This is a genomic window from Chitinophaga sp. sic0106 (genome assembly GCF_019219075.1).
GTDB lineage: Bacteria > Bacteroidota > Bacteroidia > Chitinophagales > Chitinophagaceae > Chitinophaga.
This window is the reverse complement of record NZ_JAHUWJ010000013.1, coordinates 184,109-202,205: the sequence shown is the minus strand read 5'-3', so window position 1 is coordinate 202,205 and position 18,097 is coordinate 184,109. Positions and strand designations below refer to the sequence as shown.

Here is an 18,097-nt window from a genome sequence, read left to right as displayed (position 1 = left end):
GAGATGGCAGGCGCATCGGCTGCGAGGATGTATCGTTTTGCGGGGCGGATCAGCTGTTTCAGTGGTGCCACCGCGTTTTCCACGGCCGACGGGGAAACAAAAAAGCCGCGCCAATGCTGGCGCGGCTTGCATATGTCTGAAGTAATTATATTAGAAAGAGTAGAACAGACCGATTTGTGCTACCGAGTTTTTAGAATCGATATTCACATCATCATTGTAAATATTGGACAAACCGAAGTTGTACCTGCCGGAGAAGCCGAGGCCGTTATCCAGTTTATATCCGAAACCAAGGCCCAGACCGAAATCTGCTGTGGTCATGATGTCTTTATAATCCTTGTTGGTATTATCGCCTACTTTGGTTTTAGCCGCCAGCAGGAAACCCACCTGCGGGCCTGCTTCTACGAAGAAGCTGGGAGCGATGGAGTATTGCACCATCAGTGGTATGTTCAGGTAGTCGGTAGCGATGGTTACGTCTTTTAATGGAACGCCTAGGATATTGCCGGATTCCAGTTTAGTACCCTGGCCGGAGTACAGGAGCTCAGGCTGGAATGCCCATTCCTTGGTGATGGCGAAGTTGGCGTATACACCTGCGTTGAAGGAGGCGCGTACTTTATTATTATCATACTGCGTCATTTTTGCAAGGTTGAGGCCACCTTTTACACCGAAGTTAACATTTTGTGCCTGTGCTGTCAGGAACGACCCGAGGGCAATGATGCCGGACAGAATAAGTTTTTTCATGATATGTTTATTTGAGGCAGGGAAAATGCAATAACTGTGCCGGGCGTACGAAAACATTTAAAAATTTTATACTGTAATGGGTTGTGATTGTGCGGTTCAATAAAAAAGGGCTCCATTACGGAGCCCGGTTTTCTATTTGCATATTGGTTAAATCAGTAGATATAGAACTCCACGCGTCTGTTGCGCTGGCGGCCTTCATCTGTTTTATTGGAAGCGATTGGCTGGGTAGGACCATAGCCGAGAGCTTCGATTTTATTTGGCAGCACGCCTTTGCTAACGAGGTAGTTCTTCACGGCTTCGGCTCTTTCTCTGGAAAGCTCCATATTGCGTTTGAGGCTACCAATGTTATCGGTATGACCGGAGAGTTTGAGATTAAGGTTTTTACGTTTCAGCAGTTCGGCTACGCGATCCAGTGCAGCGTATGATTTTTCCTTGATGGTAGCTTTAGCGAAATCAAATTCCAGGTTACGGATCGCTTCCTTAACGATGGTTTGATCTTCTTCCGTAATAACTATTTTTTCCTCAACTTTCGGAGGTTCAGGCAGTGGACAGCCGGAGCCGTCTACCTTTGTTTTGGCCGGGGTGTTAGGGCATTTATCGAAGTAATCGGAAACACCGTCACCATCGGCATCCGCTGTCAGTTTATTCACGTCTTCAGCCAGCTTGGCATTTGCAGTGTTGGCAGCAGCGAGGGTTTTAGCCAGATTCTTTTTCTCCAGTAACAGTTCATCATAGCCCTGTTTGGCAGGGTTGTGGAACTGCAGGTCCGGCTTGTCCCACTTGCCGAGCGCAAATTCAAGGCCTACGCGGGCGTAGGAGAATTTATCCTTGTTAGGTCCGTATACGTAACCATCGAGGTTATCGCCATCCGTATAATACATCGTATAAGCGAGGTCGACGTTAATACCATCTGCTGCTCTGAACTTGATACCAGCGCCTACCGGGATTACCAGTTCTTTGATATCGCCGTCGGGTTTGTACCTGTATTCAGATCCCCGCCTGTCAGTGAGTTTGGGGCTATAGCCAGCCAAACCTCCACCCACAGTAGCATAGAGCACTGCTATGTTTTGTTTGGTGATCCAGTTGACGGTAGTAATATTGAATACGGCGCTGAGGGTTCCGGAGTATTTAAGGGTGGTTTTATACTCCAGGTAGGGCCTGCCGGCATCCATTGGATTGACGCCATTACCCAGATTTTTTTCGTTATTGGCTTTCAGGAAACCACCAAGGTAATCCGCCCGGAGGCCGAAGAAATGCAGTATCTGGTACTGTACATAGGCCCCATAGCCAATGTTGGGCTTCCATTTGGAGAAGTCGTTACTACCACCGGTAGCGGCTACAGGAGCCAGTGCGCCGGCGTTAAATCCAGCGAACCACCGGTTATAGTGTTTACCGCCTTTAAACATTGGGGCAGTTACTTGCTCCGGGTCACCTTCAATGGTAACATAGGCCTCTTGTGGCGGCGGGAGTTGCTGTGCCTTGCTTACGGCTGGCAGGATTGCCAAGGTGCCAAAGGCCACATTTAATAGCATGGTTTTTTTCATGGACATCACGTTAATTGCTGATGAATTAATTGAAATGATAAAAATGGATTCTGGTTGGGGATAATAGAAACTCACCAGGCGGGCAGAGGTTATGAACAATAAGGCCGGTGTAATTGTCTTTTAATGACATTTAGAGGGGCCACCAGGCCGATTAAGTAAAAATAATGATTTCTAATATAAAATATCATTTATCTCATAAATATCTTATAAAAAAAACTGACTGACATATTTACAGATTCATTCCGCTTGGCATAATCATTGACAAAATTCCGACAACACGCATTACTTACAACTAAAGGAGAATCTTAATACTATGGGAAAAATAATAGGCATTGACTTAGGAACTACCAACTCATGCGTTGCCGTTATGGAAGGTAACGAACCGGTAGTTATTGCCAATGATGAGGGAAGAAGAACGACCCCATCTGTTGTGGCATTTTTGAAAAATGGAGAAAGAAAAGTGGGTGATCCGGCAAAACGCCAGGCTATTACCAACCCCGTAAACACTATTATGTCAGTTAAACGTTTCATGGGCCGTCATTTTGACGAGGTTTCCAACGAACTGACACATGTTAGCTATAAAGTAGTAAGGGGAGATAATAACACCACCCGTATAGATATTGATGGCAGATTATATACACCGCAGGAAATTTCTGCGATGATTCTGCAGAAAATGAAAAAAACCGCGGAAGATTACCTGGGCCAGGAAGTTTCCGAAGCCGTAATCACTGTGCCTGCATACTTCAATGATGCACAACGTCAGGCAACCAAAGAAGCCGGTGAAATCGCCGGTCTGACTGTTCGTCGTATCATCAACGAACCTACCGCTGCCGCACTGGCTTATGGTATGGATAAAAAACACCAGGACAGCAAAATCGCTGTGTTTGACCTTGGTGGTGGTACCTTCGATATTTCCGTACTCGAACTGGGTGACGGTGTATTCGAAGTGAAATCTACCAACGGTGATACGCACCTCGGTGGTGACGACTTCGATAAAGTGATTATGGACTGGTTGGCCGACGAATTCAAGAAAGATGAAGCGGTAGACCTGCACAAAGATCCAATGAGCTGGCAGCGCCTGAAAGAAGCAGCTGAAAAAGCTAAAATCGAGTTGTCTTCTTCTGCTGAAACAGAAATTAACCTGCCTTATATCACCGCTGTGGACGGCGTGCCTAAGCACCTGGTGAAAAAACTGACCCGCGCGAAATTCGAGCAACTGAGCGACAGCCTGGTGGAAAGAACCCTGGAGCCTTGCCGCAAAGCACTGCAGGACGCCGGTATGTCAGCTTCTGAAATCGACGAAGTAATCCTCGTAGGCGGTTCTACCCGTATTCCTAAAATCCAGGAAGTGGTGGAGAAATTCTTCGGTAAAAAACCTAACCGTGGTGTAAACCCAGATGAAGTAGTAGCCGTAGGTGCTGCTATCCAGGGTGGTGTACTCACCGGTGAAGTGAAAGACGTACTCCTGCTGGATGTTACTCCGCTTTCTCTGGGTATCGAAACAATGGGCGGTGTGTTTACCAAACTGATTGAGTCTAACACCACCATCCCTACCAAAAAATCTGAAACATTCTCTACTGCCGCTGATAACCAGCCAAGCGTAGAAATCCATGTACTGCAGGGTGAAAGACCAATGGCCAACCAGAACAGAACACTGGGCCGCTTCATCCTCGGTGATATTCCTCCTGCACCACGCGGCGTTCCTCAGGTCGAAGTTATCTTCGACATCGACGCCAACGGTATTCTGCACGTAACCGCTAAAGATAAAGGTACTGGTAAATCCCAGAACATTAAGATCGAAGCTGGTAGCGGCCTGAATAAAGAGGAAATCGAAAAAATGAAGGCAGAAGCGAAAGCGAACGAAGCCAGCGATAAGGAAGCTCGTGAAAAAATCGAGAAACTTAACAAAGCGGACAGCCTCATCTTCCAAACAGAAAAACAACTGAAGGAATACGGTGAGAAATTGTCAGCTGATAAAAAAGCGGCTATCGAAACTGCGCTGAACAAACTGAAAGAAGCACACAAATCGCAGGACAGCGCATCACTGGATACAGCTGAAGCAGAACTGACTGCTGCATGGACTGCTGCTTCCGAAGAAATGTACAAAGCAACTGAAGGTCAGCCAGGCGCTGCTCCTCAGGACAACGGCGGTCATCAACAGAGCCAGGGCAACGCTGGTGACGGTGTAACCGACGCTGAATTCGAAGAAGTAAAGTAAGTACAAAGCAAACATAATGAACCAAAGGGTGTCTCAGTTTTGAGACACCCTTTATTTTTTCTGCTAAATCGCAAAACATTTTCCTAATTTGTACCGGTTTAGCAGGGTCACAATGTATTACAGACTAAGGTTCTATCTTCACTATCAAACCTGGTTCGGGCAGAATTTATACCTGCTCGGCAATATTCCCGTACTGGGAAACAATCTACCTTCCAACGCCATACCCATGCAATGGCACCGCGATGGCTGGTGGTACGCAGAAGTGATGATACCACAGGATGAACTGCCGGAATTTCAGTATTCCTATATCGTAAGAGAGCTGGAAGAAACCATAACGGAAGGGACCCTACGAAAAGTTACCCTCCGCGCCGGCGCTCCCCTGGAACAACTGTTTGTGGATACCTGGAACAACGCATACGACTACGAAAATAACTGGTCATCCGCACCATTTACCCGCGTGTTTTTCCCGCACCGGCCTGGCAACATCCCAGGCATACTAACGGCTACGCACCTCTTTAAAGTGAAGGCACCCTTACTGCCACCAAACCACACCATCTGCCTGTTAGGTAGCTGCGCACAACTGGGCAATTGGGATATGCAACAGCCCCTGCTGCTGCAATACACTGCCGATGGCTGTTTCACAGCAGGTGTTAATCTCCCTGAAACAAATATGCCGGTATACTACAAATACGGCGTATATGACCTGGAGCAACAGCAACTGCTGCACCTTGAAACCGGCGATAACAGACAACTGCACTTCGAAGCCCAGCCCGGTACACAGGTAACCCTGCACGACGGCTACCTGCGGAAAGAATATGATCTCTGGAAAGGTACCGGCGTATCTATCCCGGTGTTTAGCCTGAGATCAGCCGCAGGACTGGGCACGGGCGAATTTGCCGATATCCCGCTGCTGGCCGCCTGGGCCGCCCAAAAAAGTATACAACTCATTCAGCTGCTGCCAGTGAATGACACCACTATCACCGGCACCTGGACGGATTCATATCCTTATGCAGCCATCTCCTCGTTTGCACTGCACCCGCTGTATATCAAGCTGGAAGAGGTGGGTAGCCTGCCTGCCACCCATCCCCTGGAGCAACAGCTGCCGCAATTACGGCAACGCCTAAACGAGAATGATACGGTCGATTATGAAGCAGTGATGTCATTCAAAATGGCTTACCTCCGCGCACTGTATGAGCAACAGGGTGGCCGCCTGGAAAGCAGGCAATACTGGCAGTGGTTTGCCGCCAACGAGCATTGGCTGCTGCCTTACGCCGCCTTCAGCTACCTGCGGGATCATAATAAAACAGCAGACTTTTCACGTTGGGATAACTATCAGTCATTCCAACTGCGTGCGATCAATCAGCTGATAATCGACCAGGAAAGTGCCGCGGAAACGGTTAGATTTTACTTCTTTATACAATACCACCTGCACCTGCAGTTAAAAGCTGCCGTAACGGAAACCCGCAAGGCAGGCCTCGCACTAAAAGGCGATATACCTATTGGTGTAGCACGTCATAGCGTGGAAACCTGGATGCATCCGGCGCTTTTTCATATGGATATGCAGGCAGGTGCGCCGCCGGACAGTTTTACCGCCGCCGGCCAGAACTGGGGCTTTCCTACCTATAACTGGAACCGTATGGCAGCCGATGGCTATGAATGGTGGCGGCAGCGTCTACAACATATGTCCGCCTACTTCGACGCTTTCCGCATTGACCATATCCTCGGATTTTTCCGTATCTGGCAAATTCCTTACGATGCTGTACAAGGTATTTTGGGATATTTTCATCCAGCCGTTCCCGTTAGTAAGGAAGAATTATTGTTCTTAAATATCGGTTTCAGTGAAGCGCGCTTTTGCGAGCCATATATCACGGACCAGTTGCTGGATGAACGTTTTGGCGTATATGCCGCTATGATAAAAGATACCTACCTGATTAAACTTTCTTCAGGCAGGTATGCCATGCAGTCGGCCTTTGATACGCAGCGAAAAATTCAGCAGCAACTACTGCCTGCTGGCATGAAAGTCGCGCTGTATCAGCTGCTCACTGATATACTCCTTATCCGTGAGCAGAAAAATGGCACTACCGTTTTTCATCCGCGCTTCGATCTCATGTCCACCGAATCCTTTGCGGCACTTGATCCTGCGGTACAAAAGAAATTGCGGCAGCTATATCACCATTATTTCTACGTACGCCAAGAAAATATCTGGCGCAAGGAAGCGCTGCGAAAACTGCCCTATATCAGCAAAGCTACAGACATGCTGATTTGCGGGGAGGACCTGGGCATGGTGCCTGCCTGTGTGCCAGGCGTGATGCAGCAACTGGGTATCCTGAGTCTGGAGATTCAACGTATGCCTAAGTATGCGGATCGCCAGTTTCAAAGTTTACATGCTTTGCCTTACCAGGCGGTGCTTACACCTTCTACCCATGATATGCCAACGCTGCGGGAATGGTGGGAGGAAAACCAGGCAGTTACGCAGGTTTACTGGGAACAGATACTACACCGCAAAGGCGATGCACCGCGTGCTTGCAGCCCCCACATCTTACAACAAATTATACAGCAACATTTGCAATCTCCGGCAATGTGGCGTATATTTCAATTACAGGAATTGCTGGCAATAGACAGCCTGCAGCCTGCGGTGGCGCCGGAAAAGGAACGAATCAACAATCCTGCGGTGGCCACGCACTACTGGCGATATCGTATCGGCATTAACCTGGAAGATTTACCTGTAAAAACCAAGGAAGCCAATGGAACTGCATCTCTATCCATATGAGCTGAAATTCAGACATACATTTACCATTTCCCGGAAATCCAAAGATAAACAACCAATATTGGTGGCAGAGCTGATCAGTAATGGCATCAGCGGCCTTGGTGAAACAGTGGATAACTCCTACTATAACATGACGGTGCCGGCTTTGATGGACGCTATCAATGCGCATCGGTCCTTCATAGAGCAATATCAGTTTACAACACCCGAACAGTTCTGGTCCGATTGCTATCCGCTTTTTGCAGGTAATATGTTTGCCCTCTGCGCGCTGGATATAGCGGCCTGGGACCTGTACGGCAAACAAAGAGGATTGCCGCTGTACCAGTTATGGGGCCTCGATATTTCGAAGAACCCTATGACGGATTATACCATCGGGATCGATACCATTGAAAACATGGTGCGTAAGTTGAAAGACTTCCCATGGCCCATCTACAAAATAAAACTGGGCACCAAAGAAGATATAGCCATCATTACTGAATTACGTAAGCATACAAATGCAATTTTTCGGGTAGATGCCAACTGCGCATGGGGAGTAGATGAAACGATCCGCAATGCCGCTGCCCTGAAAGGTTTGGGAGTGGAATTTATAGAACAGCCAATGGCCGCTGCGGATACCGCAGGAATGAAAAAAGTATTTGAGCACTCCGTATTACCATTGATCGCTGATGAAAGCTGTATCGAAGCTACGGATGTGATCCGCTGCCATGGCCTGTTTCACGGCATAAATATCAAACTGGTAAAATGCGGCGGCATTACGCCGGCGCTTAATATGATTGAGGAAGCCCGTAGTTTAGGCATGAAAGTGATGACCGGCAGCATGAATGAAGATACCGTAGGAGCCTCTGCTGTGGCTCATCTGCTGCCCCTGCTGGACTATGTAGACATGGACGGACCACTGCTGCTGGCCGAAGATACGGCAACGGGTATACGAATGGAAAATGGGCGCATTTTTTATGCTGACAGACCTGGTACCGGCGCGTTGTTGAAGCGTTAAAGTGGTGGTCGTAATGACTTCTTAATTATGGTTTGATAAATCCCGGCCAGAGTATTTCCTGGTAGTGGCCGAGGGCTTTTAGCACGGCCTGGAGTACGGCAGGATGATGGAGCCGGGACTGATCCCTGGTAACGATGATGCGGTCGGCGTATGCGGCCAGCAGCGATGGGTGTTGCCAGAGTGGATCAGGGATTTCGTTGGCAGGTATTTTAATTCCGGTAGACGAGAACGGCCACTGTGCGGCAGTTTCCAGTAACTGCTCTACCAGTTTATCTTTCGGAGAGAGACTTTTGCTAAGTCCTGTGAGGTCGGGCAGGTAACGCAGGCAGAGGTCTGCGCTGTAGATCGTAGCTGCGTTAACGGTTCCGCTGAAGGGTATCAGCAGGTTGGCGATATCTCCTTCTCCGAGGGTGCGGATGGCGGTGAGCTGGGCGGCGCGGTAGATATAGGTGGCGCTCCATACAGCGGCATCCACATGAAATGCGGGTGCTGTGCCGGGCATATCCTGCACATCGTTATGATAATACGTTTGAAGTATAGTAGCTGTTTCGGCTAAAATGTCGGCAGAAAACGGGGATATGTCAGTGTCCACAGATACTTTACCGTCCTGTATCAGGGTGGTAATGAAATTAGCTAGATTCATAGGTAACAAAGCACGTTGCTTTCACGCAAAATAGTAAAATATGCATTAGCTAAACAGAATCGTTTACTTCTTTCCAGGAAGTAACGAGGAAAACGTAATCCACGATGGTGCCGGTGGCGGTAATCATTTTACCGGCCATGGGCATGAGTGGGTTTTCCATGAACGGGTTGCCGGCGGCCGGGCGGATGAGGTAATCGCCATCATCGGTAGCGAGGTATACGGCCAGGTGTTCGCTTTTGCTATGCATGCCAAATATGCGCAGGGCAAGGCGGCCACGCATGGTAACGGTACCTGGCTTTTTGTTTTTGTTGTTATCTGCTGACATATTCACGATAACCTAGGATTTGATTGTTTTTTTCTTTCACTACCAATACTTTCACCATAGGTGCTTCAGTAGCTGTTTCGGAAGTAGATTCCGAAAATACATGAAATTTCACAGATGCGCCGTTAGATTCACTATTCTTTTCATGTCGCCTGTTATGGCGGTTAATGAATAGTTTTTTTCCTGGCTGGGCGCTGAATTTGCGTTGTTGCAGGAGGTTGTCCAGTGTTTCTTTCAGGTCGATGTCGGGCTCGTCGTCGTCATCAGTAGGTTCGGGACTGGCGATGAAGTAGTCGAGCATTTTGCCGCGGGCTTCCAGGTTTTCGCGTCTGTTTTGGACGGAGTTGATGAAGGCCTGGGAGTCGTCTACAGCGGAGTCTTTTTCGTTGATGACGGGTTGTATGGACGGATCGCCGAGGAGATTGAACTGTGCGGCGGTTTTGAGTTCGAAAGGGTCTAGTGTGGGGCCCATTTCGTTGAGGAATTTCTGGCGTGCTTCCAGGAGGGCTCTGCCAGTGCTGGCTCCTTCGAGGATATTGATCACAAAAAATTGTGTGAGCAGGTCGGCCAGGCCTTGTCCGGTGGAGGGGCCATAGGCGATGTTGGTGCTGCCGAGGAAAGCGATGGCATTATTTTTCAGGTAGCTGCTGGCCATGCTTATTTGTTTGAAAACGTTTTTTGCAGGATCAAACAGTTGCGCGCCGTAGCAGCATTCTGCGGCCACCACGGTACCTTTGTTGATGAGCCCATTGATGGTATCCGACTTCATGGCCAGCGGAAATTCTGATTTTTTTTGGCCGTAGTAGCGGGGATTGTTGATGGCGCCGTGGCAGTTAATGAAATGTGTTTTAGGCAGTAATTGTTCCGCGGTCCATAGTCCGTTGCTGGTGATGGCTTCGCTTGGGATGATGCGGAGGGCGTTATTGTTACCGAATATATTGAGCAGCGACCGCTGGGTAGAATCCTGCCAGTCGAAGGTGCTGAGCGAAAAATAGTTTTCGTATGCTTGTCGCGCTTCCGGCTTATAATCCAGGATATTCTGGATCAGCTGGAGAATGTACTGTGGGTCTTTTCCGCCTGGGAGGTCCGGGAGCCGGCCTACCACGCGTGTTGGTGCGATGAAGCGGCCGGGATCTTTATCGTAGGCGGCGTCGCAGGCGTAGGGGAGGTCGCTCGGGATCATAGAGTCAGGGTCGTTTCCACCCGACACGAGGTTGGTGAGCCGTTGAAAGGGGATCACGTCCTGTGCGCCGAACAGCATGATATAACCGGGTGTAAAGTGGTTGTACAGGGCGTCTATGGCGTTTTTGTTCTGCTGATCGTCTGTAGGTGTGATTACAGCGGTGGCGCCGAAGCCGGTCATTTGTTCGGTATCATCTATGAAAATGAGCCGGGTATCCAGTCGTATGGTTTTATCGGCCTGGATGATTTTATCGAGGGCTTGCAGTACGGTAAGGTGTGCGTCCCCGTATTTGTTGATCAGGGCGCTTTTGTTGGTAATAATCAGTTTTGTTGATTGCATATTAATAACCGGGGTTCCCATTAGCATGCGAGTTAAGGCATCAAAAATATGTAATTAAAAATAACCCGCATACATTCCCATAAAGGTAAAATTAGGTAGTTGATGCGCAGTCTACTTGCGTGGTGCCTGACTATCTATTATCTTGGGCTGATAATCAACGTTATGAGGAACATTCTATTTACTGTACTGCTGTGGTCATCTGTGGGGGTATATGCCCAGGAGGTGCGTTTAACTGTAAAAGCGGGGGCTTATCCGCGAACGAATACATTGGTGAGTTATAAGGCAGATCAGGTGTTGCCGGCGGGCAAGGCCTGGAAGCTGGAGGAGGTAACAGGAGGTAAAAAAGCGGCTGTGCCGGTGCAGATGGACGATGCCGGTGTGCTGACCTGGGTCTTAAGGGGAACCACTGCATCCGGGGAGCAGCGTGCATATCGACTTTATGCCGGGAAAGTGGCTGCCCACGGACGTATGCATGCAGAAGTCAGCAGCGCTGGCATCTCCCTAAAACAAAATCAGCAGCCTATTTTAAACTATAATACGGCCACGGTGGAGCCTCCGGCGGCTACTGATACCGTTTATCGCCGTAGTGGCTTTATTCACCCCTTGTGGGCGCCTAATGGCGTAGTGCTGACTACTATTTATCCAAAATCCGGTCACGCGCACCATATGGGTATCTGGAGTCCGTGGACGCATACGCGTTTTGAGGGCAGGGTGACGGATTTCTGGAATGTGCAGAAAAAAGAGGGCAAAGTTTTTTATGCCGGTACTGAGTCAGTTACCGATGGGGATATCTGGTGTGGTTTCAGGGTGAAGCAGGAGCAGGTGGCATATCCGGCACCTGGAAAATCGGAGGTGGCTATTCAGGAAACGTATAGTGTAAGGGCGTATGAGGCTACGGCCAATGGTACGCGCCGGTTGTGGGATGTTCGAAATGATTTCAGTTCCCCGGCTGATAGTGGGATTACGTTGTTGCAATATCGGTACGGTGGTGGGTTTGCGTTACGAACCACGCCTTATTTCACCAGCAAAACCAGTCAGGTGTTGACTTCTGAGGGTAATACAAGAAAAGATGCGGATAGTACCAGGGCCAGATGGGTGATGATTACCGGTACTGCGCCGGAAGGAGAAGCAGGGCTGCTGATCATGAATGCCCCGGATAATTTTGATAGTCCGCAGCCATTACGGGTATGGCCGGAAAACATGGATGGCGGTGAGTTAATGTTAAATTATTCGCCCACAAAAATGAAAACCTGGCAGTTGGTTCACGGGAATGTATATACGTTAAAGTACCGTGTAATGGTATACAGTGGGCGTTTGACGACAGCGGAGGCGGAAGCAGCATGGAGGGACTATGCATTTCCTCCGGAAGTAGTTGTTTCCGGTCACTGAACAAAAAAAGCATAAATTTTATTATTTTAGTATTGCGATCAACGGAATATTCTGTTAGCCTCCTGTCGTCCCTGTATCATATTGTGATAGTTATCCTTAACCACAAAACTGCAATATGAACAGTCGAGTTAATTCCGATCCGGAGAAGCCCGGGAACAGCGCTGAAGACGATCCTTCATGGGGCGGTGTGATAGTGGGGCTGATGCTTGCGACGGCAGGAGGTGGGCTGATATATAGTCGGTACCAGCAGTTTCATGATACAGATAGCGACCCCATCAGTCTTACCAGAATAGAAACACTTATATACAAAGTTTCGGGTGGCAGTGAGTGGGTATTGCTGGCGGTGTATGGTATTGTAGCGATAGTAGGCATCTATCTGACGATCAGTAATATTATCCGTTTAAGAATTAAACAGTAAATGTTAATCAGCGATACATGCGCAATCTCCAGGAATTAAAGGTGATGCTGCTGGCTATGCATCAGAAGGATGTAAAGCAGACTACTTTAGCCTTCTTTATGGCCGAGTTTATCACTATACTGACGGTTTTTCTGGTGACGTTTCTGGTATATGATGAGGGCACTTTGCCTACGGTATGGGGTTGGATGCTGATTGCGGGGTTGATTATTTTACCTTCTGTCCCTTATTTGATTTTGTTGTATCAGACGATTGCACGGCCGGCGCAGATCATACATTTCACGGATTTGCTGGCGCGGGGAGCAGTGGTGGAGGGACATACTATTTTCACGAAGTTTAAGTTCAGGCTGCCGGGGATAAAATTATTTCCGGCGGTATTTACAGATATAACCATAGGCAACGGAAGCCAGGTTTTTACGTTTCCGCTATCAGCGGCGTACATTTCATCTTTTAAAATTTTAATCAGCGAAGAGGTTAGCGCGGTCAATGGGTTTTCAGGCATAAGCTGGTCATCCAACTGAATTAGTGTATGAAGTCGGCGAACAGTTTCAATGAATTTGCGGAGGTATATCTTCAGCAGGATTTGCGGCGCATGGAAAAGGTGCGCAGGAATTTGCGCAAAACCTGGTGGTGGTGGCTGTTATTGCTTGGTTTTATCTTACTGTTTTACTTTTTTGTGGTTCAGCCGGTGCAGTTGGATCAGCAGGAGGGGCAGGAGTGGTATACCAAGGCGGCTTATATTGGGATAGCGCTGTTATTGGCGTTGGGCGGGGGTATGTTGATCCGGAATCTGCTGATACGGCAGTTTATTGACAGGCCGAGGGTGGAGCTGGAGGAGGATTATAAGGAGAAGGTGATCAGGACGTTATTGCATTTCTGGGAGCCTGGTTTCCGGTATGATCCATCTCAATATTTTTCTTTTGAAGATATGGCGGCCAGTGGTTTTTTTAGTGCTGCGGGCACCTATTACCGGGGCAATGATTTGATTGCGGGCCGGAGGAATAATTTGAATTTCCGGATTTGTGATCTGGTGGTGACGAATATTCCTGATGGGCGGCATATCAGGCGGGCGCAGGAGGTTATGTTTTGTGGCAGCTGTGCGGTATTGGAGTCGCCCCGTTTTTTTGATGTGCCGGTGTATGTATTTACGAAGGGGGTGATACCCCGTGGGGAGTTACGTTTGGGGCATCATATTCAATTGCCGGATGCGGCGTTTAATCAGCAGTTTACTGTTTTTTCACCGGATATTTCGGAGGCTTCTTATTTGTTGAAGCCTAATTTGTTAAAGCACATTGCTGCGTTGAAGTATGCGGCTACGGTGCAGGTATTTATTACTTTTTACCAGCAGTATATTTACATAGGTATTAATTCGGGTATTGATTATTTCGAATTGAATGTTAGCCGTTCGTTAACTGATCGTGGTTGGTTATATAATGAGTTTCTGGCGTTTGGTCATCAGTTGGATCTGATGGGTAATGTGCAGAAAAATGTGAGCATCTGGACCGTTGCGGCCTTCTCCAGGTCGTAGTTTGCAAGGAATTTTCATTCGGGGACTAAAAAGTTGAAAAAGCTGTATTCTGCATGGTGAGGATGCATAACTTTGTTGTGTAATCAGATTGTTTGTTTAACCACATTGACCATGTTGAAAAGCCTGGGGATTGGAGGCACTGAAATCAGGCCGGACGCCCAAGAATCCATCACGGAGATTTCTCCTAACAGAACATTATTTACGGAGCGCCTGACGCAGTTTCCGCCATTGAGGCCGGAGATAGTGACGGGGTTGACGGGCATTGCGGCGGTGTTTTCGCATTATCAGCCTTCGGTGAAGATAACCTTTAAGGATGCACGCGGTGCGCCTGTTAAAGAGGAGCTGCGGTTCAGGGAAGTGGCGGATTTTGGTCCGTCGGGAATTACTATGCAGAGTTTGTTTTTGCAGGATATGGCTACTACCCGGGCGTTGTATTTGCAGGCGCTGAAGCATTTGCATACTAATAAGTTGTTGAGGGCGGCACTGGAGGATGTGGAGGCGAGGGCGGCGTTGCTGGCGGTGGTGGAGAAATTGGCGGAGGAGTTGTGAGGGGGCAGTCGTGGTTATTGTGATTGATCGTTTTGAGGAGATGAATGCCGAGTTGATTTTGCGGGTGTGGCGGTTAAACGGTTTTATTGGTTGCTGTAGTGGGTGAAAGTTTTTGTGGGAGATGAAGGTGGAGTTGGGATGGGATGCTGTGTTGATTTTGCGGGTGCGGCGGTTAAACGGGGAAACTTTTGTGGTTGCTGTAGTGGGTGAAAGTTATTTGGGAGATGTTGGTGGAGTTGGGATGGAATGCCATGTTGATTTTAATAGTACGTCGGTAAAACGGGGGAACTTTTGTGGTTGCTGTAGTGGGTGAAAGTTTTTTGGGGAGATGAAGGTGGAGTTGCGATGGGATGCTGTGTTGATTTTGCGGGTGCGGCGGTTAAATGGGGAAACTTTTGTGGTTGTTGTAGTGGGTGAGAGTTTTTTGGGAGATGTTGGTGGAGTTGGGATGGGATGCCATGTTGATTTTAAGAGTACATGGTATGTTATAGTGGGTAATTGTTTTGAGGAGATGAAGGTGCTGTTGGGGTTGTAGCGGTTAATCAGTTGCAATGTTTTTGGGAAAGATGCAGATGGAGTGGAAGGGTAATGACATGTGTATTTTGAAATTGTAGTAGAGGCTGTATAGCTAAATTGATCTTGAAAAGATATAGGAGGGTTGGAGGCAATACATGTTAAATGATGACAGGGCAACGGCGTAGGATTGTTGGCCAGATTGCGGTAAGACATTGGAATATATGGCTGTGTATTCGCAACGAAGTAAACAAATGTATTAGTAATAATAGGTCAGAGGCAGGAGCCAACGTGCACCATCATCACAATTCATGAAATAACTGAAAGGGCAGTGATTTTTGCGTGAAAATCCGGTGTATTGTTAAGAACTGCGCTTTCGCGGTGATGTATACGATAATCAGATGATGATGCTACCGTGAAGTAAACGACTACCCCGGACGAAGAATAAAATTAAGAGAGTTATTTTATATAAAGACAAAAAGCATTGTTATGTTAACCACAGAAGTACAGTTGGCACTGCCATTGCAGGCCCTGGTGAACTTTGGCGGATTTGAACTGTTAGAGTCAGCCATTGAAGGAACCCAGAATCTAAACCCGGAACGCAAAGCGCGGCGACACCTGTTTTTAACGGAGGCCTCTAAAGAAGCCGACCGGATGCGACTGAAAAAATTATTACAAATTTGGGCGGGGCTGCTGACAAGTTATGACGACCTACCTAAAATGCAAACTGCTTGTAATGACTCGATCCTCCAGGCAGAAACTCTATTAAAGGAAAATTTACTATTAGCACTTGATGAAACAAAAGAACTGGAACAATCCTATCGGAATGTATCCCTGTTTTTCAGCAATACTACCACCGATAAGGTGAAAAATGTCAGCTTTCTGAATGTAGCACCCGAACAGTTAAGGGACGCAGATAATACCCGCTTTTTAGATGCCGTAAAATCGGAGTTACAGCAGCACTATGACCGACTTGATTTACGAGAGAATTACAGCTTGTTAATTATTCCAGGGTATGCCGGATCAAATATGATACTGGAGAGGTGGGCGAGAATTGCATATGAAAATAAGTGTATGCTGGTCACTGATTTTTGTCAACTCGATGCACCGGATGATGTAATGGAAGTGTTTGAAATGGCTCAGTTAACTGGTGCTGATCCATACCGCTCCAATGTAATTATGACCTGCAATTGGCTGGTGGGGCGCGCCAGAGCAGAGATGGTAGGAGAAAATGCCCATTTGTATGTGCCGGCATCCGGCGCACTGGCAGGCCGTATATATCAAACTATTATGTCGCAGGTAACCGCCGGCAAAAAGTTCGGCAGCCTCGTGGATGTGGAAGGAGTCAACTTCTCGCTGAAAAAAAGTGAGATTACCATTCTTGAAAAGCTGGGACTGGTTCCCATTGTACAGGAGTATGGAAAGGTGATGGCATTCAGTGCCAGAACATTGTTTACCGGTGATAACCTCGGCTTGCAAACTTATTCTGTAGTCCGTGTTTTTGACTACGTAACAAAAGTATTGATTGATTTCCTAAACCGTAGGGCATTTGAGAATTTTAGTGCGAATACACGTAAGGACCTGCAGCGACAGATCATACAATTCCTGGATGGTATCACAGGGCCGGAACGCCTCATAGAAGACTTTGAAATCCGAAGATTTGAGCAGGATAACAAAGATAAGGATACCATCCACCTGGATATTTTTCTGAAACCTTACTTCCCGGCCAGGAATTTCCTGATCCGAATGGATGGACATAAAGGAGAACAAAACAATGAATGGGAAACTAACTATGATCAAACCCGCTAGCTGGCTTTTGTTGCTATCAGCGCTAGGATGCCAGCACGTATTGGCACAAATTGATACTATTGTAGTTGCAGGGAAAGCAGCCACATTGGTTACCTGCAGGCACACCATAAAAGCTGTGCAGGTAGAAAGTGAACATCCCTGGTTTGTCACACAGCTGGTCGGCAAGGTGGCTATGATTCGCGCCGCTGGAATACCTCCCATCGCTTTGAATGCAGTAGTAATCACAACAAAGAAAATATACCCCGTGGTAATATTATACAATGCTGCTACAGCAACCGAAACGAAACGATGCCGGATTCCGGAAAAACGTAAATCACGTAACCGCATGTCATCATCCAACAGCTGGCAGCAGCTGCTCGCCCAAACCAGCAATATAGTTACCAACGACATGAGCTCCACGGATACCGCAGGCATATACAGGATCTCCGCTAATTTTTTGCAAGAAGCCGGAAAGCTGCATTGCACCACGAAACTGCGGAAAATCACAGCTGGTTTAGTACGAGGCATGAAACTAGATGGTCGGTTTTACTTTCACCTCAGGATGGTCGGCAAATCATCGGTTCCCGCAGAAATAGAAGCTGTCAGGGTACTAACATTCGATACCCGGACTAAAATATTAAAAGGTGTACCGCTGCTGCTTCGGATGGGTAATTCACTGATCCCAAAGGGGCAGAAAGCTGCCATGGGTCTTGTAATACCTGCGTTGATGCTTGATGAAGAAATAATCTGGATCGCGATAAAACTTAGAAATATTCCTCCTCCGTTGATTGTGAAAATTCGGCGAAAAAATCTCCCGGGATATATGCTGGAACCGGACTTTTCATGAGATAATACCCATGAGGAAACTACCGCAATGGCAGGAAAAGAAAATTTTGATTAGCATATATTGAGATGGCTCATCATAAAGATGGAATGTTTTCACATTCTTTCCATTTGGGTTTAACGATAAGTAGGATAGGTCCTGTGTGCAATTGCCGCAGGGCCTCCTGCTTTTTTTATACTTATTAAGCCTGATGTACAGTTTTCGGATAGTTAATTCCTGATTTGTACTAAGAATGAACGCAGTGAGCATTTAATTTAGCAGCTGGATTATATTTATGTCGAAGGAGACGGTTTTGGGAGCTTTAGTATTAGTGTGATAACGGTGTT

The 18,097-nt window shown here is 47.5% G+C and carries 15 protein-coding genes; 10 read left to right on the top strand and 5 right to left on the bottom strand.

Features of this window, described 5'->3' with window-relative positions; genetic code table 11:
* Nucleotides 1-150: 150 nt before the first annotated feature.
* A complete protein-coding gene (locus KW844_RS19420) occupies nucleotides 151-738 on the bottom strand; it encodes a porin family protein (RefSeq protein WP_218378441.1) in 588 nt (195 codons plus the stop codon).
* A gap of 152 nt (nucleotides 739-890) precedes the next feature.
* Nucleotides 891-2,282, bottom strand: a complete 1,392-nt coding sequence (locus KW844_RS19415; protein ID WP_218378440.1) for an OmpA family protein — start codon at nucleotides 2,280-2,282, stop codon at nucleotides 891-893.
* Nucleotides 2,283-2,595: 313 nt separating this feature from the next.
* On the opposite strand from KW844_RS19415, the gene dnaK reads away from it, so the two are divergent.
* The 3 genes from dnaK to KW844_RS19400 all read left to right on the top strand — a co-directional run bounded on the left by dnaK (nucleotide 2,596) and on the right by KW844_RS19400 (nucleotide 8,258).
* On the top strand, nucleotides 2,596-4,500 hold the full coding sequence (dnaK, locus tag KW844_RS19410) for a molecular chaperone DnaK (protein WP_218378439.1): 1,905 nt from the start codon (nucleotides 2,596-2,598) through the stop codon (nucleotides 4,498-4,500).
* A gap of 112 nt (nucleotides 4,501-4,612) precedes the next feature.
* Nucleotides 4,613-7,270 carry a 4-alpha-glucanotransferase gene (locus KW844_RS19405; protein WP_218378438.1) on the top strand — a complete coding sequence of 886 codons (2,658 nt, stop codon included), beginning with the start codon at nucleotides 4,613-4,615 and terminating at the stop codon, nucleotides 7,268-7,270.
* A complete protein-coding gene (locus KW844_RS19400) occupies nucleotides 7,245-8,258 on the top strand; it encodes a dipeptide epimerase (protein WP_218378437.1) in 1,014 nt (337 codons plus the stop codon). The genes KW844_RS19405 and KW844_RS19400 overlap by 26 nt, the downstream gene beginning before the upstream one ends.
* Before the next feature lie 25 nt (nucleotides 8,259-8,283).
* Here KW844_RS19400 and KW844_RS19395 read toward each other — a convergent pair whose 3' ends face one another.
* Genes KW844_RS19395 through KW844_RS19385 form a run of 3 tightly spaced genes read right to left on the bottom strand, consistent with a single transcriptional unit; the run spans nucleotide 8,284 to nucleotide 10,745 of the window.
* The gene (locus KW844_RS19395; protein ID WP_218378436.1) at nucleotides 8,284-8,901 is read right to left on the bottom strand and encodes a hypothetical protein; all 618 of its coding nucleotides are present in this window, start codon (nucleotides 8,899-8,901) and stop codon (nucleotides 8,284-8,286) included.
* 49 nt (nucleotides 8,902-8,950) lie between these two features.
* Nucleotides 8,951-9,232, bottom strand: coding sequence for a hypothetical protein (locus KW844_RS19390; protein WP_218378435.1), 282 nt, complete (start codon nucleotides 9,230-9,232; stop codon nucleotides 8,951-8,953).
* On the bottom strand, nucleotides 9,213-10,745 hold the full coding sequence (locus KW844_RS19385) for a C25 family cysteine peptidase (protein WP_218378434.1): 1,533 nt from the start codon (nucleotides 10,743-10,745) through the stop codon (nucleotides 9,213-9,215). Before KW844_RS19385 ends, KW844_RS19390 begins: the two co-directional genes overlap by 20 nt.
* Before the next feature lie 162 nt (nucleotides 10,746-10,907).
* Between KW844_RS19385 and KW844_RS19380 the strand changes: the two genes are divergently transcribed.
* From KW844_RS19380 to KW844_RS19350, 7 genes are all read left to right on the top strand, one after another.
* Nucleotides 10,908-12,134 carry a PmoA family protein gene (locus KW844_RS19380; protein ID WP_218378433.1) on the top strand — a complete coding sequence of 409 codons (1,227 nt, stop codon included), beginning with the start codon at nucleotides 10,908-10,910 and terminating at the stop codon, nucleotides 12,132-12,134.
* 115 nt (nucleotides 12,135-12,249) lie between these two features.
* Nucleotides 12,250-12,552: a hypothetical protein gene (locus tag KW844_RS19375; RefSeq protein WP_218378432.1), complete on the top strand. Its 303-nt coding sequence runs from the start codon at nucleotides 12,250-12,252 to the stop codon at nucleotides 12,550-12,552.
* A gap of 56 nt (nucleotides 12,553-12,608) precedes the next feature.
* A complete protein-coding gene (locus tag KW844_RS19370; protein WP_218378431.1) occupies nucleotides 12,609-13,070 on the top strand; it encodes a hypothetical protein in 462 nt (153 codons plus the stop codon).
* A gap of 8 nt (nucleotides 13,071-13,078) precedes the next feature.
* A complete protein-coding gene (locus KW844_RS19365; RefSeq protein WP_218378430.1) occupies nucleotides 13,079-14,077 on the top strand; it encodes a DUF3137 domain-containing protein in 999 nt (332 codons plus the stop codon).
* Between the two features lie 111 nt (nucleotides 14,078-14,188).
* On the top strand, nucleotides 14,189-14,626 hold the full coding sequence (locus KW844_RS19360) for a hypothetical protein (RefSeq protein WP_218378456.1): 438 nt from the start codon (nucleotides 14,189-14,191) through the stop codon (nucleotides 14,624-14,626).
* A 1,002-nt stretch (nucleotides 14,627-15,628) separates the two neighbouring features.
* Nucleotides 15,629-16,948 carry a DUF5458 family protein gene (locus KW844_RS19355; protein WP_218378429.1) on the top strand — a complete coding sequence of 440 codons (1,320 nt, stop codon included), beginning with the start codon at nucleotides 15,629-15,631 and terminating at the stop codon, nucleotides 16,946-16,948.
* Nucleotides 16,932-17,774, top strand: a complete 843-nt coding sequence (locus tag KW844_RS19350; protein ID WP_218378428.1) for a hypothetical protein — start codon at nucleotides 16,932-16,934, stop codon at nucleotides 17,772-17,774. Before KW844_RS19355 ends, KW844_RS19350 begins: the two co-directional genes overlap by 17 nt.
* Nucleotides 17,775-18,097: the final 323 nt, after the last annotated feature.